Here is a 19,819-nt window from a genome sequence, read left to right on the forward strand (position 1 = left end):
CGGACTAGACGTTAATGAGCAATTTTCTTGGCAGTCATGCCATCAATATGGACGCGAAGGGTCGCCTGGCGATCCCGACAAAGGTGCGTGAAGAGCTCGCGCAGCTTTGCGGTGGCCGTATTGTATTGACAGCCAACGCCGATGAGGAGAAATGCTTGTTGCTCTATCCCGAGCCGGAATGGGAAGTGCTGCGCCCGAAAATCGAGGCGCTGCCCAACATGAACAAGGCTGCCAAGCGCCTGCAGCGCCTCATTCTGGGTAACGCTGCCCTTATGGAGCTGGATGCGTCCGGCCGGATTCTGGTACCGCAGACCCTCAGAAATCACGCCAATCTTGAAAAACGGCTGATGTTGGTCGGGCTTGGCAAGAAGTATGAGCTGTGGAGTGAGGAAAGCTGGAATGCTTACCTTGATGCCTCCGCAGCCGACGAGGAAATGCCGCCGGAAATGGAGGCGCTGTCGCTATGACCGCACGCCAGGACGATCAGGCCAATCAAGGCTATCAGCATCGCTCGGTCCTGCTGGATGCAGCGGTCGACTATCTGGTTACAGATGAAAACGGCCGTTATGTCGACGCCACGTTTGGCCGGGGCGGTCATAGTCGTCTGATTCTCGGCAAGCTCGGTCAGGGTGGTCAGCTCCTGGGTATTGATAAAGACCCGGAAGCTATTGCCGTCGCCAGAGAGCTGGCATCTGAGGATTCCCGGTTTCAGTGGTACCACGGCTCGTTTGCCGAACTGGATCTTGCGCTTGAACGTCAGGGTTGGTCACAGGTTGATGGCGTGTTGATGGATCTTGGGGTGTCTTCGCCACAACTGGATGATGCTTCCCGCGGTTTTTCGTTCATGCGGGACGGTCCATTGGATATGCGAATGAACCCGCAGCAGCAGCCGAGTGCTGCCCAGTGGCTGGCCGAGGCTGATGAGCGGGAAATCGCAGATGTGATCTGGCGATACGGCGAGGAGCGGTTTTCTCGCCGTATCGCTCGTCTTGTCGTGGAGCGGCGTCAGGAGCAGCCGATTGAAACCACGCGGCAGCTGGCGGAGTTGGTTGCGGAGGCCGTGCCGAAGAAAGAGAAGCACAAGCACCCCGCCACCCGGGCTTTTCAGGCTATCCGGATTTTTATCAACCGGGAGCTCGAGGACCTGGAAGCCGGTCTGGCCGCGGCAGTTGATCGCCTGGCTCCCGGTGGGCGCCTGGTGGTGATCAGCTTTCACTCTCTGGAGGATCGTCTGGTCAAGCGCTTTATGCGTGATCTGGCGCGGGGGCCAAAGCTGCCGAAGGGGATACCGGTCACGGCGGAGCAGGAAGAATCCGGATTTCAGCTGATTGGTAAAGCCAGCAAGGCCAATGAGCAGGAAATTACTGAAAACGTCAGGGCTCGCAGCGCGGTCATGCGAGTGCTTGAACGTAAAGCGAATTAATCGAAAACGCAGGGGAGCGCGACGCCATGGGCGCGGTAGCGATTGAGCAACCAGTAAAAACCAACAGGATAAACAAACAGCGGGTTCGCGAGGGTGTTGCGACAGCCGTTCGTTTGTCCCGTCAGGTGTTTGATGCAACACGGGAAAGTCGGGTTCTGGTTACTCTGGTGTTGGTGGCGGTATTGACGCTGTCGTCCATCGGGGTGGTGGTCAGTGCCCATGAGAACCGCGAGCTGTTCAATACGTTGTCGGGTCTGCAGGAGCAGCGCGATGCTTATCAGCGTGAGTGGAGTCAACTGTTGCTGGAGCAGAGTGCTTTGAGCGCTCACGGGCGGGTCGAGAAACTCGCTGCTGAGCGCTTCAATATGGTGGTGCCCGGGCGGCAGGACATTGTACTCGTGCCTTTGATGTCACCGCTGGCAGCGAACTAAAACCAACAATAACCATCCGGGGTAACTGAAGTGTCCGGTCAGGGAACGCACACAAACAGCTGGAAGCAGAGGCTGGTGACAGGCTTGAAAGCCTGGCGCTTCGGCTCTGTGCTGGGCGTTTTCCTGCTGGTTGTGGCCGGCATTGGATGGCGGTTGGTGGATCTTCATGTGGTGGATAATGACTTCCTGCGCAAGCAGGGAGATGTCAGAACCATCCGCGTTGAATCTATCGATGCCCATCGAGGCGTGGTGACGGATCGTCATGGCGAGCCTTTGGCCGTCAGTACGCCCGTTCAGACCGTGTGGGCAAATCCTTCCGAAACCGATCCCGAAGATCCGCAACTGGCGGCTCTTGCCCGAATTCTTGGGTTGTCTGAGGGCGCGCTGCGGGAGCGATTGCGCCAGTATGCTGGCCGCGAATTTATCTACCTGCGCCGCAAAGTGCAGCCCTCAATGGCGCGTGAAGCGCTGGCTCTAGGTGTCGGTGGTATCTATGCCCGGCAGGAATATCGTCGTTATTACCCCGCGGGAGAAGTCACCGCTCATGTGGTCGGGTTTACTGATATCGACGAGCATGGCCAGGAAGGTATCGAGTTAGCCTATAACAAATGGTTGACCGGTGAGCCGGGCCAGAAGCGGGTGCTCAAGGATAACCGTGGGCGCGTCATCAAAGATCTGATGCTTATCCGCGATGCCCGGCCCGGGAAGGACCTGGAACTGAGTATTGATCTCCGGCTGCAGTATCTGGCCTATCGGGAGCTCAAGGCGGTGGTCGGTGCTCACAAGGCTCGCGGCGGTACGCTGGTGATGCTGGATGTCGACACCGGTGAGGTGCTGGCCATGGTCAATCAAGGTTCCTACAACCCGAATGACCGGTCACAGCTTGCCGCAGAAAACCTGCGCAACAAGGCGATTACAGATCTGTTCGAGCCCGGCTCAACCATGAAGCCGCTGACGATAGCGGCTGCTCTGGAGTCCGGGGAATACACGGTTAACAGCACCATTGATACTTCCCCGGGCTTTCGGAGATTTGGTCGCTTCACCATTCGGGATCATCGCAATTACGGGGTGCTGGATCTGACGGAGATTATTGTCAAGTCCAGCAACGTCGGGGTGAGCAACATCGCAACGGATCTGGGTGGCGATACTCTGAGAAACCTCTATGCCCGCCTGGGCCTTGGCCAGGCAACTGGTATCGGCTTCCCTGGGGAAGCCGTTGGTGTTTTGCCGGCCCCCCCGAAATGGCGGCCGGTAGAAGAGTCCACCTTGTCTTATGGCTACGGCATGAGCGTTAACGCCTTGCAACTGGCACAGGCGTATATGGTTATTGCCAATGGTGGAATTCGTTACCCCCTCAGCCTGATGAGGCAGGAGCAGAGGCCGCAGGGGCAACGTGTACTGTCTGAACAGGTGACAAGGGCCGTGCGGGACATGCTCAAACAGGCGGTTGCCCGTGGTACTGGCAAGCGCGCCCAGCCCGGGCTGTATGCGGCCGGAGGCAAAACCGGGACCGTTCACCTAGTGGGAGCGAACGGGTACGAAGACAGTCAATATAAGGCCATCTTTGCCGGTATGGCACCGATTGATGACCCCAGAATTGTAACCGTTGTGGCCGTGGATGCGCCGCAGGCCGGAGAATATTACGGCGGAGAAGTTGCCGCGCCGGTATTCGCCCGGGTGATGGGTGACGCGCTGCGACTGCTGAATGTGAAGCCTGAACTGGAAGTCAGTGAAACACGCGTTTCGCAAGTAACTTCCGGGGGGAGAGGGTAAGCCATGTGCATCACATCCATCAGCACCTTGCTTCAGGGCATTATTGAGGTGCCATCGGTCTTCGATGTCACTATCCACGGACTGAAGACGGATAGCCGGAAAGTGCAGCCCGGTGACGCCTTTATTGCTCTGGCCGGGGCACGAACGCCCGCAGAGCACTATATGGATCAGGCCATCAGCGCCGGTGCCACGGCTATTCTGCTTGAGTCCGAGCGAGAGCGGCAGTGCCATGAGCGCCACGGCGCGTTAATTGTGCCCGTGGTTGGTCTGCGCGCCCGTCTGGGCCGAATTGCTGATCGCTTCTTCGAGCATCCCTCGCGCCATCTGAGAGTGATCGGGGTTACCGGCACCAATGGCAAGACGTCGGTGACCCAATACATCTCCCAGTTGTTACGGGAAACCGGCACGCCCTGCGGGCTGCTGGGTACCCTGGGTTATGGCATGCCGGGCAGTATCGAGTCGGCCACGCATACCACGCCGGATGTGGTCCAGGTGAACCGGGTATTGAACCGCATACGCAATGAGGGTGGTCGGGCTGCAGTAATGGAAGTGTCGTCGCACGCTCTGGATCAAGGGCGGGTTGATAATCTGACTATGACCGGTGCGGTGTTCACCAACCTCACGCGTGATCACCTGGATTACCACGGTTCCATGGAAGCCTATGGCGAGGCCAAGGCCAGGCTGTTCCTGCGGGAAGAACTGCACTTCTCAGTGATCAATTTTGACGATCCGTTTGGCCGGCAGCTTTACGGTCAGCTTGAGGGCCAGTGTGACCGGGTTCGTTACAGTCTGCATGAAGCCCAGACGGAACTCTGGTTGAAGGAATTTACGCCCACGGCCTCAGGGTTTAGCGCCAGGGTCGATGGGCAATGGGGCGAGTTTGATCTTACTGTCCCCCTGTTAGGGAGTTTCAATGCCAGCAATGTTCTGGCAGCCCTGGCTACCGTACTGACGCTTGGCGTACCTGTTGAGCGGGCGGTGTCCGTTGTCAGGGAGCTGTCACCGCCCCCGGGGCGTCTTGAACGATTCACCGGCCCAACCGGCAAACATGTGGTGGTGGACTATGCCCACACGCCTGATGCCCTGGCCAATGCCCTTGAAGCATTGCGGCCCCACACCCGGGGCAGGCTGATCTGTGTGTTCGGTTGCGGTGGCGACCGGGACCCCGGCAAGCGGCCGGAAATGGCGAAAGAAGCGGAAAAGCGGGCGGATTACGTCATCGTAACCGACGACAACCCGCGTACCGAGCAGCCTGAACGGATTGTCAGCGACATTTCTGCTGGTTTCACTCAGGCTGGTCGCTGGCAGGTGATTCACGACCGCGCTCAGGCAATTGCCGAGGCATTGGGTATGGCCAATGAGGATGATCTGGTGCTGATTGCAGGTAAAGGTCATGAAGCCTATCAGGAGATCCGGGGCCAGAAGTTGCCGTTCAGCGACGCCGAGCAGGTACGCCATCTATTGAACCTGAATGGAGGTGTGGCATGATGCGCGCCTTTTCGCTGGCGGAAGCTCGCGAGTGGCTTCAGGCCACCCTGGCAGGGGCGCGTACTGATGCGGGTGAACTCTGGTTTGATGGCGTCTCCACCGATACCCGATCGGTTGGAGATGGGCAGCTGTTTGTTGCTCTGCGCGGTGAGCGGTTTGATGGTCATGAATTCCTTGGCCAGGCCCTGACACAGGGAGCCGTCGCTGCGGTAGTGGATACCGAGGTCACCGATGTTGCCATTCCGCAACTGGTCGTTAGCGATACGGTTCAGGCCTTGGCCGATCTGGCCAGCGGCAATCGCAGCGGAAGCGCGGCCCGGCTGGTGGCGATTACCGGCAGCAGTGGCAAAACCACGGTTCGTGAAATGACCGGGGCCATTCTCGCCGGCATGGGGCCGACCTTGGTGACTGAAGGCAATCTCAATAATCACATTGGTGTTCCGCTGACCCTGTTTCGGCTGACGCCGGATCACCAGTTCGGCGCCATTGAGCTGGGGGCCAGTGGTCTTGGCGAAATTGCCCACACGGTGTCAATTACCCGACCGCAGGTTGCGATTCTGACTAATGCAGGCCAGGCGCACCTGGAGGGTTTTGGCAGTTACCAGAATATTGTTCTGGCCAAAGGCGAGATTATTGATGGCCTGCCGGCAGATGGAGCCGTCGTGCTGAACCGGGACGATCCTGCCTTCGATCAATGGCATGCCCGTGCGGGCCAACGGCGGGTGCTGGGGGTTTCCCGGATGGGGCACCCGGGCGCGGATTACCGCGCGGAGGCGATCATGGCCACTGATCAGGGGTTTGAATTCCTGGTGTTGGGGCCAGACAACTGGCGCTGTCATCTGGTGCTGGGGTTGCCCGGTGAACACAACATTACCAATGCTCTGCTGGCTCTCGCGGCCTGCAGGGAACTGGGAGCGACAGATCAGCAGGTTCAGTCCGGGCTCATGCAGGTAGAAGCCGTGAAGGGGCGTCTCCAGGTGCTCAAGCCGGCCCCGGATCTGACCCTGATTGACGACAGTTACAACGCCAATCCGGCGTCTATGAAAGCGGCGCTGGACGTTCTGGCGTCGTACCCGGCGCCCCGGCTGGCGGTGCTCGGCGCCATGGCAGAGCTGGGCGATGAGGCGAACGAGCTGCACCGGCAGGTGGGTGAACATGCCCGTGCCCGTGGAATTGAGAAGGTTATGGTGGTGGGAGCCGGAGGTAACGGCTACGGCACCGGATTTGGTGACGAGACAGAGTTTTTCCCGAGTCATGAGCAGGCGGTGGACGCCATTGTGGCGGGCCGGAGTGGTGCTATGACGGTCCTGGTGAAAGGTTCTCGTAGTTCCGCCATGGATCGCGTGGTGGAGGGAATTCAGAAAAAGGTGAAGAACCCATGCTGCTCTGGCTGACAGAGATACTATCGCAATACTTTTCGTCGCTGACGGTGTTTCAGTACCTGACACTGCGGGCGATCCTGGGCATTCTTACGGCGCTGCTGATCTCGCTGGTGATCGGTCCGGTGATGATTCGCAAGCTGAGTCAGTATCAGATCGGCCAGGCCGTACGTGATGACGGCCCCCAGACTCACCTGAGCAAAGCCGGTACGCCGACGATGGGCGGCGCCCTGATTCTCGTGGCCATCGCCATTTCCACCCTGCTGTGGGCGGATCTGACCAATCGTTATGTCTGGGTGGTGTTGCTGGTTACCCTGCTGTTCGGTGCCATTGGCTGGGTGGATGACTACCGTAAGGTTGTGGAGCGCAATCCCCGGGGCCTGCCGGCACGCTGGAAATACTTCTGGCAGTCGGTGATCGGGGCCACGGCCGCGATCGTGCTCTATGTCACTGCTTCACTGCCCCAGGAAACCTCGCTTTATCTGCCGTTCCTGAAAAATGTCTCGCTGACCCTCGGGCCGGTGTTGTTCATTCTGCTGACCTACTTCGTGATTGTTGGTAGCAGCAACGCGGTAAATCTGACAGACGGCCTGGATGGTCTGGCTATCATGCCAACCGTCATGGTGGCGGGGGCTCTGGCCATCTTTGCTTACCTCTCGGGCCATGCCCAGTTCGCCAATTACCTGCTGATTCCGCATCTGCCCGGAACCGGTGAGCTGATCATTTTCTGCGGAGCCCTGGTGGGTGCAGGGCTCGGGTTCCTGTGGTTCAACACTTACCCGGCGCAGGTATTCATGGGCGATGTCGGTGCCCTTGCCCTGGGAGCCGCCCTGGGCACAGTGGCTGTCATCGTCCGGCAGGAAATTGTGTTGTTCATCATGGGCGGCGTGTTCGTGATGGAAACCATTTCTGTGATTCTGCAGGTGGCCTCATTCCGGCTCACGGGCCGGCGGATTTTCCGGATGGCGCCGCTGCACCATCATTTTGAATTGAAAGGCTGGCCCGAGCCACGAGTCATTGTCCGGTTCTGGGTTATTACTGTTGTTCTCGTTCTGATTGGCCTGGCCAGTCTGAAAATCCGATAGGAAATTGCTACGGCTATGAGTGTCATTGTTTCGGATCGTCGCACGTTAATCGTAGGGCTCGGTAAGACCGGGCTTTCCTGCGTGCGTTACCTGTCCGGGCAGGGGCGTGAGATTGCTGTGGCTGATAGTCGCCTTCAGCCTCCAGGCCTGGATGAGCTGAAGGCCGGTTGGCCAGACGTCCCGGTTTACCTGGGCGAGTTTGATGAGGACCTGTTTGCCGGTTTCAATGAGCTGGTCGTCAGCCCGGGAATCAGTATTGCAGAGCCGGCGATTGCCGGTGCGGCGGCCAGGGGCGCCCGGATTCGCGGCGACATCGATTTATTCGCCGATGCGGCCGACGCGCCGATCATTGCCATCACCGGCTCTAACGGCAAAACCACGGTAACAACCCTGGTCGGGGAAATGGCACGAGCTGCGGGCCGCAATGTGCAGGTGGGCGGCAATATCGGTACGCCCGCGCTGGATTTGCTGGACCAGGGTGCGGATCTATATGTGCTGGAGCTGTCGAGTTTTCAGCTGGAGACCACTGAAGAACTCGGGGCGCTGGCGGCCACTGTGTTGAATGTCAGCGATGATCACATGGACCGGTACCCGGACAAGATGGCGTATTTCCAGGCCAAGCAACGGATCTACCGTGGCTGCAAAAATGCCATCGTGAACCTCGACGATGCGCTGAGCACGCCCATGGCTCGGGATACCCTGAGGTTTCTGTGTTTTGGCTTTAACCGGGTGAATCCGGAGACCTTCAGTACCCGGGATGATGACCAGGGTACCTGGATTACCTGGGGCCTGGATAACCTTTTGCTGGCCAGTGAACTCCAGTTGATGGGCAGGCATAACATCAGCAACGTGATGGCCGCTCTGGCGCTGGGGCACGCGGCTGGCCTGGCCATGGAGTCGATGCTGGAGGTGGCCCGCAGCTTCCGGGGGCTGCCCCATCGCTGTGAATTCGTCCGCAACCTGAATGGGGTGGATTACATCAATGATTCCAAAGGTACCAATGTTGGTGCCACGGTAGCCGCCATTGAAAGCCTGGTGCCGGATTCAGGCAAGGTGATCCTGATCGCAGGCGGAGATGGCAAAGGCGCGGATTTTCAGCCGCTCGCAGAGCCGGTGGCCGCATGCTGTAGGGCCTTGGTGCTGATTGGACGCGATGCCGGCAAGATATCCGAGGCGGTAGGCGCGTCAGTGCCGCAGTATCGCGCAACGTCACTGCAAGAAGCGGTCAGCCTTGCCCGCCAGGCGGCGGAGCCGGGCGATCGGGTGCTGTTGTCTCCAGCCTGTGCCAGCTTTGACATGTTCCGGGATTACAACGATCGCGGCGAACAGTTCCGCGCTTTGGTGGAGGGGCTGTGATGCAGGCAGGCGTCAGCGTTCCTCATTATCAGGGTGTGGCGGGTGAGTTGCAGCCGCTGCCGGTGCTGATTATTACCTCCGTGGCCTTGCTGGTGACTGGTGTGGTGATGATTTCGTCAGCGTCGATGGACATGGCGGCCGCCACGTTGGGCAACAGTTACCACTACGTTATTCGCCAGATCCTGTTCGCCGGTCTTGGCTGTGCCACGGCTCTTGTTGCTGTCAACGTGCCGGTATCCTGGTGGGAGCGCAGCGGATGGCTGCTGCTGGGCATTGGCCTTCTGGTATTGGTGCTGGTACTGACGCCGCTCGGCCGCACGGTTAATGGTTCTACCCGGTGGATTCCCATGGGGCTGTTCAATGTTCAGGTGTCTGAAGTCGCCAAGCTCTGCCTCATAGCCTACCTGGCCGGTTATGTGGTCCGTCGGCGGGAAGAACTGCTCCATACCTGGCCGGGCTTCCTGAAACCCCTGGGAGTTTTGGGCGTGGCATCGGTGTTGCTGGTTATCCAGCCCGACTTCGGCGCAACGGTGGTGCTGGTGACGGCGGCGGCCGGCATGATTTTTCTGAGTGGCGTGAGGCTTAGCCGGTTCATGCCATTGATTGGCGTACTGGCGGCGCTGGGTACGATTCTGGTGGTCACCCAACCGTATCGATTGAAGCGGGTGGTCAGCTATCTCGACCCCTGGAAAGACCAGTTCGACAGTGGTTATCAGCTCACTCAGTCGCTGATTGCCTTTGGTCGAGGCGAGTGGGTGGGCGTTGGCCTGGGGAACTCGGTACAGAAACTGTTCTTCCTGCCAGAGGCCCATACGGACTTTATCTACGCGATTATTGCCGAGGAGTTCGGTTTGCTTGGAGCGCTGGTGGTGCTCGGCCTGTTTGCGGCGCTGGTGGTCAGTGGCCTGGTGATTGCCCGGCGTGCGGAGAAAGCCGGCATGGCGTTCGGCGCCTGTTTCAGCTACGGCATCACGCTGCTGATCGGGTTGCAGGCGGGCATCAACATGGCAGTAAGTACAGGGCTGTTGCCAACCAAAGGCTTGACCCTGCCTCTGGTCAGTTATGGCGGCTCCAGCCTGATGGTTACCTGCATTGGTATCGCGGTTATCGCCCGGGTAGAACTGGAGCGGCAGGATCGGGCCAGGGTGGCATCGGAAACAAAGAGCAGCGGGCGCAAAGGAGGAGCAGTGTATGACTGATTCACCTCGCCGTCGCTTCCTGATGATGGCTGGCGGCACCGGCGGCCATGTGTTTCCTGCGTTGGCCACAGCCCGCGCGTTGCAGCAACGGGGGCACGAGGTGCACTGGCTCGGGGCCAGCGGCGGCATGGAAGAACGTCTGATTGGAGACACCGATATTCCGCTGTCGCTCATTCACATTTCCGGCCTGCGCGGTAAAGGCAAGCTGGCGCTGCTGCTGGCACCGTTCCGGTTGATGCGCGCCCTGGGCGAAGCCTACACCCATTTGCGCCGGATCCGCCCCGACTGCGTGGTAGGTATGGGCGGTTTTGTCACCGGGCCGGGTGGTATTGCCGCCTGGCTGATGCGCAAGCCGCTGGTGATTCATGAACAGAACGCCATCGCTGGAATGACTAACCGTTGGCTCACACGTTTTTCCGAAACGGTGCTTGAGGCGTTTCCTGACAGTTTTGGTGACCAGACGGTTACCCGCTGTACTGGCAATCCGGTGCGGGGCGAAGTGGCGTCGATGGACGCCCCCGAACAACGATTGGCGGGCCGAAGTGGCAGGCTCCGGGTGTTGGTTATTGGTGGCAGCCTGGGAGCACAGGTGTTCAATCAGCAGCTGCCTCGGGCCCTAGCGCTGATGCCGGAGGCTGATCGCCCGGATGTTCGGCATCAATGCGGTGAGAAGAATCTCGAGGCGGCCCGGGCGGCCTACGACGAAGCCGGAGTCAGTGCCAGCATTGAGCCCTTTATCCGCGATATGGCGGAGGCCTATGGCTGGGCTGATCTGGTGATCTGCCGTGCCGGAGCGCTGACGGTGTCTGAGCTCTGTGCGGCGGGAATTGGCGCGGTGCTGGTGCCATTCCCCCACGCGGTCGATGACCACCAGACCCGGAACGGCCAGCACATGGTGAAAGCCGGGGCGGCCATTCTGGTTCCGCAGCCAAAGCTGAACCCGGAGGTGCTGGCGGAAACCCTGAAAGATCTGGCAACAGATCGAAAACGAATTCTGACTATGGCGAAGGCCGCCCGCTCGCTGGCCCGCCCTGATGCAACGGAGAGAGTCGTGAATTACTGTCTGGAGGCCGCCAATGGCTGATGCAACCAATCCGCCACTGGTCTATCAGGTGCCGGAAATGCGCCGGATCCGCCGCATCCATTTTGTCGGGATCGGTGGTGCCGGGATGAGCGGTATCGCCGAAGTCCTGAAGAACCAGGGCTATGACGTATCTGGCTCTGATATCCGGGACAGTGCTGTTACTGCGCGCCTGCGGGCAATGGATGTCGATGTGTACATCGGTCATCGCGCCGAAAACACCGATCAGGCCGACGTGGTGGTAGTGTCTTCGGCCGTTGCCGGCGACAACCCGGAAGTGGTCTCTGCCCGTGAACGGCGGGTACCGATTGTACCCCGGGCCGAGATGCTGGCGGAGATCATGCGCTATCGCCATGGTATCGCTGTGGCCGGTACCCACGGCAAAACCACAACCACCAGCCTGATTGCCTCCGTGTTGGGAGAGGCCGGACTGGACCCCACCTTTGTGATCGGTGGCAAACTCAACAGCGCCGGAACCAATGCCCAGTTGGGTGGTTCCCGTTACCTGGTGGCAGAAGCCGACGAAAGCGATGCGTCGTTCCTGCATCTGACACCGGTTATTTCTGTGGTCACCAACATTGAAGCTGACCACATGGACACCTACGGTGGGGATGTCGAAAAGCTCAAGCAGACCTTCGTGGACTTCCTGCACAACCTGCCGTTTTACGGTGTTGCGGTTATGTGCGTGGACGACGACTACGTTCAGGAGATCATTCCACGCATTTCCCGGGCCATTATCACTTATGGCATCGACAATCCTGATGCTGATTACCGGGCGGAGAACATTACCTCTGATGGTCTGAAGACCCGGTTTCTGGTTCGTCGCCCTGGTGGTCGGCCGGATCTCCAGGTGGAGCTGAAAATGCCGGGTCGTCACAACGTTCTTAACGCCCTGGCAACGATTGCCGTGGCGACCGACGAGGGGGTGGACGACCAGGCCATCTGCCGCGGGCTGGCTGGATTTGCCGGTGTTGGTCGACGGTTCCAGGTGTACGGCGAGTACCGGACCCCGAAAGCAGCAGCGACGCTGGTGGACGACTACGGCCACCATCCTACCGAGGTGGAGGCCGTCATCCGCGCTGCCCGCGAAGCCTGGCCCCAGCGCCGGATCGTGATGCTGTATCAGCCACACCGATACACCCGCACCCGGGACCTTTACGAGGATTTCGTGCGGGTATTGTCCGAAGTGGATGGGCTGTTGCTGATGGATGTGTATTCCGCGGGTGAGCCGGCGATTCCGGGAGCGGACGGGCGGGCTCTGTGCCGGAGCATCCGGCAGCGGGGCAAGGTAGAGCCCGTGTTTGTTGAAGATAATCGTGAAATCGAGAGTCTGCTGGCCAATGTGCTGCAGGATGGCGATCTGTTGATCACCCAGGGGGCTGGCGATATCGGTGGTGTAGCGGCAAGGCTGGCAGCAGCAGGAGTCAAGGCAAGTGAGTGATCTGACCCACAACGACATTCAGCCGTATCAGGCTCACCCCGAACTGGTTCGGGCGCTGGGGCGCGTGGCTGTGTTCATGGGGGGCGATTCCGCCGAGCGGGAAGTATCCCTGAAAAGTGGCAAAGCCGTGCTGGCCGCGCTGCAGTCGGCGGGTATCGATGCGGTTGGCCGGGACATTCAGGGCTGCCTGCTGCGTACCGTGGACGAACCCGACTTCGATCGTGTGTTTATTGCCCTCCATGGCCGCGGCGGTGAGGACGGCACCCTGCAGGCGATCCTTGGGCAGGCTGGCATTCCCTATACCGGCAGTGAGGTGCTGGCATCGGCACTGGCCATGGACAAATTGCGGACCAAGTATGTGTTCGAGGGTTGCGGGCTGCCTACGCCGGCATTTCGCGCCATGACGTCAGTGGGCGAGGCTGAGGGCATTGTGGCCGCACTGGGGACGCCCCTGAGTGTGAAACCGGCCCACGAAGGTTCGAGTATCGGTATCCGCAAAGTGAACAGCGCGGCAGAGCTGGCTGAAGCCTATGAGGCGGCAGCCCGGCTGGATGATCTGGTGCTGGTAGAGCAGTGGATCGAAGGGCCGGAGTTTACCGTCAGCCTGCTACAGGACAAAGCGTTACCGGCGATTGGCCTGAGCACCGATCACGCCTTTTACGACTATGACGCCAAGTACCTGGCGGACGATACCCGGTACCGTATTCCCTGTGGTCTGGCGCCGGATGACGAATTGAGATTGCAGCATCTGGCCCTGGATGCCTTCCGGGTGCTGGGCTGTCGCACCTGGGGACGGGTCGACATCATGCAGGACCGGACCGGTGAGTTCTGGTTGCTTGAGGTGAACACGGTTCCCGGTATGACGGACCACAGCCTGGTGCCGATGGCTGCAAAGGCGGCCGGCATCAGTTTTGAAGAACTGGTGGTGCGAATTCTCAGGGATACGCTGGCGGAGGGCATCGATGCTTGAGACGTTGCTGATCCGGAGCCGGGCGGTACCGCCCGAACCGCCACGCCGCCGGGGGGCAACCTCTGTCGGGCCTGAGCGGGACCGGTTTGGTGTGTTGAAAGCTGTGCTGTCGGCCGTACCCTGGTTGCAGGTCGGCCTGGGCGCAACGGTGGTACTTCTGGCCGCCATGGTGCCCTGGGCAACGGACCGGATGCTGACCGCCATGGATCAGCAGATCCTGGCGGTGGATGTGCGGGGCGAATTTGTTGGCGACAGCCAGACGGCTATTGAGCGAGCGGCCGGCGCCTGGATTGGCAAAAGCTATTTCGCCACCGATCTGGCTGACATCAAGGCTGAACTGGAACGGCGCCCCTGGGTGGCGTCGGCAGCGATAAAGCGAGTCTGGCCAGGCCGTCTTGAAATCGATATTCGGGAAAAGAAGCCATTGGCCTACTGGACCGATGGTCGACTGGTGAGCCGTTCAGGCGAACTGTTCTCGCCGCCGAATCCGGAGGTGGCCGGAAAGCTGCCTCGTCTGGCTGGGCCGGATGAGCGGGTCAGGGACGTGATCGGTATGGCCCGAACCATGAGCGAGCAGTTGGTGGGATATGGCCTGGGTTTTGCCGGACTGGCGCTGGAGCAACGTGGCGCCTGGACCCTGACTCTCAGCAATGGCATCGAAGTGGTGCTGGGGCGAGATCAGGTAGAACAACGGTTTGAACGCTTTATCACCGTTTATGAGAACCGTCTGGCCTCGCGGGTTGATGAGGTCAGCCGCATAGATGTCCGCTACTCGAACGGGGTAGCGGTGCAGTGGAAGACGGACGTGGCTCAGGCTGCTCCGAAATCCTGATAACGATTACTACGAACCTGGGGTTTGGTGAAACACATGTCATCGGTTGAAACGGAAAACATGATTGTCGGCCTGGATATTGGAACCTCCAAGGTGGTGGCGATAGTCGGCAAGCGCAAGATGGATGGAACCATCGAAGTGGTCGGTATCGGTTCACACCCGTCCCGGGGGCTCAAGCGCGGTGTAGTGGTGAACATTGAAACTACGGTACAGGCCATTCAGCGCGCGGTTGAAGAGGCCGAACTGATGGCGGGTTGTCGCATTCATTCGGTGTACGCCGGTATTGCTGGCAGCCACATCAAGAGCCTCAATTCCCACGGCATCGTGGCGATCCGGGACCGGGAAGTCACCCAGGCTGATATTGACCGGGTGATTGACGCTGCCCAGGCGGTGGCGATTCCGGCGGACCAGAAAATCCTGCACATCCTGCCTCAGGAGTTCGTCATCGATAACCAGGAAGGTATCAAGGAACCGATGGGGATGTCCGGTGTGCGGCTGGAGGCCAAAGTTCACCTGGTGACCTGTGCCGTGAATGCGGCCCAGAACATCGAGAAGTGTGTCAAACGCTGCGGGCTGGAAGTGGACGACATCATTCTGGAACAACTGGCTTCCAGCCACGCCATCCTGACCGAGGATGAAAAGGAATTGGGCGTCTGTGTGGTGGATATCGGTGGTGGTACAACCGACATTGCCGTGTTCACGGGCGGGGCAATTCGCCATACCGCCGTCATCCCGATCGCCGGTGACCAGGTGACCAACGACATTGCCATGGCGTTGCGCACGCCCACCCAGAATGCCGAGGAAATCAAGATCAAGTACGCCTGCGCCCTGACCCAACTGGCGGGTGCGGAAGAAACCATCAAGGTTCCCAGCGTGGGAGACCGGGCTCCGCGGGATCTTTCGCGTCAGGCTCTGGCGGAGGTCGTTGAGCCCCGCTATGAGGAGCTGTTCACGCTGGTGCAGTCTGAGTTGCGCCGGTCCGGGTTCGAGGATCTGATCCCGGCAGGCATCGTGATTACAGGCGGCTCGTCCACCATGGAAGGGGTGGTGGAGCTGGCTGAAGAAATCTTCCACATGCCGGTAAGACTGGCCTGTCCGCAGGCGGTTTCCGGTATGACGGAAGTGGTCAACAACCCGATATACGCCACTGGCGTCGGATTGTTGATCCATGGCTTCCGGCAAATGGATCTTGGCCGGGCGCCGGTGCTCAAGGGGGAGGAGGCTCCCTCGCTGGTTGAGCGCATGAAAGCCTGGTTCACCGGTCATTTCTGACGGTGTTCCGGTTGCAGTACACGAAGGTCTCTCGAAAAAAACACAACGATTGAAGCAACCGGCCTGGAAAGGCCGGACACAGCACGAAGGAGTAGGGGAAATGTTTGAACTCGTTGATAATGTTCAGCAGAACGCAGTTATCAAGGTCGTCGGTGTTGGCGGTGGCGGTGGCAACGCCGTTCGTCACATGCTCAACAGCGACGTGGAAGGCGTTGAATTTATCTGCGCCAACACAGATGCCCAGGCCCTGAAGGACCTGGACGCACGTCAGATTATTCAGCTGGGTGGCAACATCACCAAGGGCCTGGGTGCGGGTGCCAATCCGGAAGTCGGTCGCCAGTCTGCACTGGAAGATCGCGACCGTATTGCCGAAGCTCTGAGCGGCTCCGATATGGTGTTCATCACCGCCGGCATGGGTGGCGGTACCGGCACCGGAGCAGCCCCCGTGGTTGCTGAAGTTGCCCGTGAGCTGGGTATCCTTACGGTTGCGGTGGTTACCAAGCCATTCCAGTTTGAAGGCGGCAAGCGCATGAGCGTGGCTGAAGCCGGTCTGAAGGAACTGGAAGAGAGCGTTGACTCCCTGATTACCATTCCCAATGAAAAGCTGTTGGCAGTCATGGGCAAGAAAACCAGCCTGCTGGATGCCTTTGCCTCCGCCAATGATGTGTTGCTGGGTGCGGTTCAGGGCATTGCTGACCTGATTACCCGCAACGGTATGATCAACGTCGACTTTGCCGACGTGAAAACGGTTATGTCCGAGATGGGCATGGCGATGATGGGTACCGGTCGCGCCACCGGCGAGAATCGTGCTCGTGAAGCCGCAGAAGCCGCGGTTCGCAGCCCGCTGCTCGAAGATATCAACCTGCAGGGTGCCAAGGGTATTCTGGTCAATATCACCGCTGGTATGGACCTGAATCTGGGCGAGTTCTCCGAAGTGGGCGACATTGTGCGCGAATTCGCGTCCGATTCAGCCACTGTGGTGGTCGGTACCGTGATCGATCCGGAAATGACCGACGAGCTCAAGGTTACTGTTGTGGCGACTGGCCTGGGTGGCGAGCGCGAGAAGCCGACCAAGGTGGTGGACAACACCCGTACCCTCGATGGCAAGACCGATTACAACCAGCTGGATCGCCCGGCCGTGTTGCGTCGTCGTGCGGTTGCCCAGGGTAATGTGGCGCTGGATCAGAGCAAAGAAAGCGAAGAACAGGGCGTGGACTATCTCGATATTCCCGCATTCCTTCGCCGGCAGGCTGATTGATAATCTGTTTCAACCGTGGCAGGGCTGGCTTTACTGTGAATCAGAAAGCATAAGCTTCCGCCTAAGTTGAGCTGATGCGCCATAGCTCATGACTATTGCAAAAGTTAAGTAAAGTCATGTTGGTTAAATGGTACTCAGTCTTGAATTCTGATATTCTCCGGGCAGTTTTTTGCTCAGAATATCGACTTTTTGTGACGGAATAATGAACCGATGATCAGACAACGGACACTCAAAAACACCATCCGCGCGACCGGTGTTGGCCTGCATTCCGGGGAAAAGGTATACCTGACCCTGAAGCCAGCACCCGTCGATACGGGGATCATCTTCCGCCGCACGGACCTCGACCCGATGGTCGAAATCCGTGCCTGTGCGGAGAATGTGGGTGAGACCATGCTGTCCACGACGCTGGTAAAAGACGGTGTCCGTGTGGCGACGGTAGAGCATCTGCTCTCCGCCATGGCTGGTCTCGGCATCGACAACTGTTTTGTCGAACTCAGCGCTGCAGAAGTGCCGATCATGGATGGCTCTGCCGGGCCGTTCGTTTTCCTGCTTCAGTCTGCCGGTATCTCCGAGCAGGAAGCGGCCAAGCGTTTTATCCGCATCAAGCGCGAAGTCACTGTGGAAGAGGGCGACAAAAAAGCTACCTTCCTGCCGTTTGAAGGCTTCAAGGTGAGCTTCGGGATTGATTTCGATCACCCGGTCTTCAAGGGCCGTGCCCAGACAGCGACCGTGGACTTTTCCAGCACCTCCTTTGTGAAGGAAGTGTCCCGGGCCAGAACCTTCGGGTTCATGCGTGATATCGAAAAGCTGCGGGCGATGAACCTGGCACTGGGTGGCAGCGTGGATAATGCGATTGTGGTGGACGACTACAAGATCCTCAATGAGGACGGTCTCCGCTACGATGACGAGTTCGTCAAGCACAAGGTACTGGATGCCATCGGCGATCTCTATCTGTTGGGCAACAGCCTGATTGGTGAGTTCCGTGGTATCAAATCAGGTCACGACCTGAACAACAAGCTGCTGCGCAAGCTCAGAGCAGAAGAAGACGCATGGGAAGTAGTGACCTTCGATGATGAAGCCACTGCACCTATCTCTTACATGAAACCTGTGCTGGCGGCGGGTTAAGGCGGGAAGCCTTAATCCCGGACGTGGCTGGCGAGTTTTTCGAGAACCTCGCGTAGAGCTTTATCCTTCGTGTGCCCGGCTTCCTCCTGGAGGAGCCGGGCATTTTCTTTGCTGAGCGGCTCTTTTACCGGTTTGCGTCGGCTGGCGAATCTGGGTGGGCTGACCTTGATTCTGACCTTCCAGACGTAGCGGAACAGTTCATTCTCCCTCAGTGCCGACATGATCTCGTGCTGGCGGAAGCGCAGTCGCGTGGCTTTGCTCGCGTTATCAGTGGACAGCACCAGTTCCCCCTCCCGGCAGCTGACAAATCGGGTACCCTCGGACAGTTCTGCGGGAATGGCCGCGAGTACCAGTTGTTCGGCCTGTAGGTGCAGTTCGGCTTTGGACATCAGCTCTTTGAGCGTATTGTTGCCAGCCGACCCTTTGCCAAAGATCATTTTTTGATCATTTTTTTCCGTCATGGTCGCTTTTTTCTCGACGAGCCTGTTTACGATTGGTTACACTTCGGCACGCTTTGTGCGTAGCGCCATTGTTACTCTCGTTTTACATTGTCACGAGTGAGAGAGTCTACCGGGCGCTGCGATTATTCAGTACGTAGTTGTTGCCAAGGATGGCAGACCCGCTCGGAATATTTCCGGGTCGCAGCACTACAGGGATACGGTTGCGGCTCAACAATGAAACCGAAAGACGATATGAACGTAATTTTCGTAGGCAAACGTCACGGTCAGTCCAGGGCAATACCGCTGAATGGGCCGCTGTTGTGTGGCCTGGTCTTTCTGGTGTTGGCCACGCTGGCGGCAGCCGGATGGGCTGGCTATCAGGTGGCGATCAGTCAGTTTGAAGCTCGGCAACCCACCGAGTCTGAGCTTGTGGCCGGCTGGAATGAAAGGCTGCAAGATCAGAAGGACGAAGTCGCCCGGGTTCGTGAGAACGTGCAGCAGCAGATTGATGCGCTGACCCTTCGGCTGGGCCAGATTCAGGGTCGTCTGCTGCGCCTGGATGCGCTCGGCCAGCGATTCGTGGAAACCGGCATGGTCGCCAGCGATGAATTCAATTTTGACAAGCCGGCAGCGGTTGGTGGCCCCGAAGAAGATGCGCTACCCGGGGATTCCTACACGGCTCCCGAGCTGACGGACATGATCAATCAGCTGGAACAGCAGATCAACGATCGTGAAAAGCAACTGCGCCTGCTCGATAAAGTCGCTTCCCGCAAAAAGCTGGAAGATGAGCTCTATGTGCAGGGGCGGCCGATCACCTGGGGCTGGCTCTCGTCCAAATACGGATACCGCTCGGATCCTTTTACCGGAAAACGTACCTGGCATGCCGGTGTTGATCTGGCGGGCAAGGAAGGCAGCGACATTATTGCCGTGGCGGCTGGTGTTGTAACCTGGGCCGACGAGCGCTATGGCTACGGAAATCTGGTTGAAATCGACCATGGCGACGGCCTGGTTACCCGGTATGCCCACGCCAAGGCCATCAAGGTTAAGGTTGGGGATGTGGTGCAGAAAAGCCAGGTTGTTGCACTGATGGGCAGCACCGGCCGGTCCACCGGCCCCCATGTGCATTTTGAAGTTATCCGCAATGGTAAATCCGAAAATCCCGTGAAATACATCCAGCGCGCAAGCCGCTGATTCCATTCCCGTGAACCCCGCCTTTTGTCCTGTCGCCAAATAAGGTTAGAATGCCGGCTTCCTCCGTTTAACTGA

Annotated in this window: 17 protein-coding genes and 1 pseudogene; 17 read left to right on the top strand and 1 reads right to left on the bottom strand. The window is 58.9% G+C overall.

The window, feature by feature from the left end; translation table 11 throughout:
* Nucleotides 1–14: 14 nt before the first annotated feature.
* From mraZ to lpxC, 16 genes and pseudogenes are all read left to right on the top strand, one after another.
* On the top strand, nt 15–467 hold the full coding sequence (gene mraZ, locus Q675_RS30335) for a division/cell wall cluster transcriptional repressor MraZ (protein WP_011785920.1): 453 nt from the start codon (nt 15–17) through the stop codon (nt 465–467).
* Nucleotides 464–1,423 carry a 16S rRNA (cytosine(1402)-N(4))-methyltransferase RsmH gene (gene rsmH, locus Q675_RS30340; protein ID WP_023011428.1) on the top strand — a complete coding sequence of 320 codons (960 nt, stop codon included), beginning with the start codon at nt 464–466 and terminating at the stop codon, nt 1,421–1,423. Before mraZ ends, rsmH begins: the two co-directional genes overlap by 4 nt.
* A gap of 26 nt (nt 1,424–1,449) precedes the next feature.
* Nucleotides 1,450–1,854, top strand: a complete 405-nt coding sequence (ftsL, locus tag Q675_RS30345; protein ID WP_014420629.1) for a cell division protein FtsL — start codon at nt 1,450–1,452, stop codon at nt 1,852–1,854.
* 30 nt (nt 1,855–1,884) lie between these two features.
* Entirely contained in the window at nt 1,885–3,627 is a 1,743-nt protein-coding gene (locus Q675_RS30350; RefSeq protein WP_023008922.1) for a peptidoglycan D,D-transpeptidase FtsI family protein, read from the top strand.
* Between the two features lie 3 nt (nt 3,628–3,630).
* Entirely contained in the window at nt 3,631–5,115 is a 1,485-nt protein-coding gene (locus tag Q675_RS30355) for a UDP-N-acetylmuramoyl-L-alanyl-D-glutamate--2,6-diaminopimelate ligase (protein WP_014420631.1), read from the top strand.
* Nucleotides 5,112–6,509, top strand: coding sequence for a UDP-N-acetylmuramoyl-tripeptide--D-alanyl-D-alanine ligase (locus Q675_RS30360; RefSeq protein WP_023011430.1), 1,398 nt, complete (start codon nt 5,112–5,114; stop codon nt 6,507–6,509). Before Q675_RS30355 ends, Q675_RS30360 begins: the two co-directional genes overlap by 4 nt.
* Nucleotides 6,494–7,579 carry a phospho-N-acetylmuramoyl-pentapeptide-transferase gene (gene mraY / locus Q675_RS30365; RefSeq protein ID WP_014420633.1) on the top strand — a complete coding sequence of 362 codons (1,086 nt, stop codon included), beginning with the start codon at nt 6,494–6,496 and terminating at the stop codon, nt 7,577–7,579. Before Q675_RS30360 ends, mraY begins: the two co-directional genes overlap by 16 nt.
* A 15-nt stretch (nt 7,580–7,594) precedes the next feature.
* Nucleotides 7,595–8,935, top strand: a complete 1,341-nt coding sequence (murD, locus tag Q675_RS30370; RefSeq protein WP_031211442.1) for a UDP-N-acetylmuramoyl-L-alanine--D-glutamate ligase — start codon at nt 7,595–7,597, stop codon at nt 8,933–8,935.
* Nucleotides 8,935–10,134: a putative lipid II flippase FtsW gene (gene ftsW / locus Q675_RS30375; protein WP_014420635.1), complete on the top strand. Its 1,200-nt coding sequence runs from the start codon at nt 8,935–8,937 to the stop codon at nt 10,132–10,134. The genes murD and ftsW overlap by 1 nt, the downstream gene beginning before the upstream one ends.
* Nucleotides 10,127–11,218 (top strand): undecaprenyldiphospho-muramoylpentapeptide beta-N-acetylglucosaminyltransferase, encoded by a 1,092-nt coding sequence (gene murG, locus Q675_RS30380; RefSeq protein WP_014420636.1) that lies wholly within the window; start codon nt 10,127–10,129, stop codon nt 11,216–11,218. The genes ftsW and murG overlap by 8 nt, the downstream gene beginning before the upstream one ends.
* The gene (gene murC, locus Q675_RS30385; protein ID WP_011785910.1) at nt 11,211–12,656 is read left to right on the top strand and encodes a UDP-N-acetylmuramate--L-alanine ligase; all 1,446 of its coding nucleotides are present in this window, start codon (nt 11,211–11,213) and stop codon (nt 12,654–12,656) included. Before murG ends, murC begins: the two co-directional genes overlap by 8 nt.
* A complete protein-coding gene (locus Q675_RS30390) occupies nt 12,649–13,626 on the top strand; it encodes a D-alanine--D-alanine ligase (RefSeq protein ID WP_023011432.1) in 978 nt (325 codons plus the stop codon). The genes murC and Q675_RS30390 overlap by 8 nt, the downstream gene beginning before the upstream one ends.
* Entirely contained in the window at nt 13,619–14,458 is an 840-nt protein-coding gene (locus tag Q675_RS30395; protein WP_011785908.1) for a cell division protein FtsQ/DivIB, read from the top strand. Before Q675_RS30390 ends, Q675_RS30395 begins: the two co-directional genes overlap by 8 nt.
* A gap of 36 nt (nt 14,459–14,494) precedes the next feature.
* A complete protein-coding gene (gene ftsA / locus Q675_RS30400) occupies nt 14,495–15,730 on the top strand; it encodes a cell division protein FtsA (RefSeq protein WP_011785907.1) in 1,236 nt (411 codons plus the stop codon).
* A 100-nt stretch (nt 15,731–15,830) separates the two neighbouring features.
* Nucleotides 15,831–16,820 (top strand): annotated as a pseudogene (gene ftsZ, locus Q675_RS30405) (cell division protein FtsZ); the annotation flags it as partial.
* A gap of 378 nt (nt 16,821–17,198) precedes the next feature.
* Complete coding sequence (lpxC, locus tag Q675_RS30410; RefSeq protein ID WP_011785905.1) at nt 17,199–18,113, top strand: UDP-3-O-acyl-N-acetylglucosamine deacetylase; 915 nt, start codon at nt 17,199–17,201, stop codon at nt 18,111–18,113.
* An 11-nt stretch (nt 18,114–18,124) separates the two neighbouring features.
* Here the strand turns inward: lpxC and Q675_RS30415 are convergent, their stop codons facing one another.
* Nucleotides 18,125–18,574 (bottom strand): DUF721 domain-containing protein, encoded by a 450-nt coding sequence (locus Q675_RS30415; protein ID WP_011785904.1) that lies wholly within the window; start codon nt 18,572–18,574, stop codon nt 18,125–18,127.
* A 231-nt stretch (nt 18,575–18,805) separates the two neighbouring features.
* On the opposite strand from Q675_RS30415, the gene Q675_RS30420 reads away from it, so the two are divergent.
* The gene (locus Q675_RS30420) at nt 18,806–19,744 is read left to right on the top strand and encodes a M23 family metallopeptidase (RefSeq protein ID WP_227499564.1); all 939 of its coding nucleotides are present in this window, start codon (nt 18,806–18,808) and stop codon (nt 19,742–19,744) included.
* The last annotated feature ends 75 nt before the right edge of the window (nt 19,745–19,819 follow it).

The organism is Marinobacter sp. EN3 (assembly GCF_000475315.1).
GTDB classification, from domain to species: domain Bacteria; phylum Pseudomonadota; class Gammaproteobacteria; order Pseudomonadales; family Oleiphilaceae; genus Marinobacter; species Marinobacter nauticus.

Bases quoted from the DNA above. Each gene is read 5' to 3' on its own strand.
- murC (WP_011785910.1), top strand. From the start codon at position 11,211: ATGGCTGATGCAACCAATCCGCCACTGGTCTATCAGGTGCCGGAAATG.
- Q675_RS30415 (WP_011785904.1), bottom strand. From the start codon at position 18,574: ATGACGGAAAAAAATGATCAAAAAATGATCTTTGGCAAAGGGTCGGCT.
- Q675_RS30420 (WP_227499564.1), top strand. From the start codon at position 18,806: ATGAACGTAATTTTCGTAGGCAAACGTCACGGTCAGTCCAGGGCAATA.
- mraY (WP_014420633.1), top strand. From the start codon at position 6,494: ATGCTGCTCTGGCTGACAGAGATACTATCGCAATACTTTTCGTCGCTG.
- Q675_RS30355 (WP_014420631.1), top strand. From the start codon at position 3,631: ATGTGCATCACATCCATCAGCACCTTGCTTCAGGGCATTATTGAGGTG.
- ftsA (WP_011785907.1), top strand. From the start codon at position 14,495: ATGTCATCGGTTGAAACGGAAAACATGATTGTCGGCCTGGATATTGGA.
- ftsL (WP_014420629.1), top strand. From the start codon at position 1,450: ATGGGCGCGGTAGCGATTGAGCAACCAGTAAAAACCAACAGGATAAAC.
- Q675_RS30395 (WP_011785908.1), top strand. From the start codon at position 13,619: ATGCTTGAGACGTTGCTGATCCGGAGCCGGGCGGTACCGCCCGAACCG.
- murG (WP_014420636.1), top strand. From the start codon at position 10,127: ATGACTGATTCACCTCGCCGTCGCTTCCTGATGATGGCTGGCGGCACC.
- mraZ (WP_011785920.1), top strand. From the start codon at position 15: ATGAGCAATTTTCTTGGCAGTCATGCCATCAATATGGACGCGAAGGGT.
- ftsW (WP_014420635.1), top strand. From the start codon at position 8,935: ATGCAGGCAGGCGTCAGCGTTCCTCATTATCAGGGTGTGGCGGGTGAG.
- rsmH (WP_023011428.1), top strand. From the start codon at position 464: ATGACCGCACGCCAGGACGATCAGGCCAATCAAGGCTATCAGCATCGC.
- lpxC (WP_011785905.1), top strand. From the start codon at position 17,199: ATGATCAGACAACGGACACTCAAAAACACCATCCGCGCGACCGGTGTT.
- murD (WP_031211442.1), top strand. From the start codon at position 7,595: ATGAGTGTCATTGTTTCGGATCGTCGCACGTTAATCGTAGGGCTCGGT.
- Q675_RS30360 (WP_023011430.1), top strand. From the start codon at position 5,112: ATGATGCGCGCCTTTTCGCTGGCGGAAGCTCGCGAGTGGCTTCAGGCC.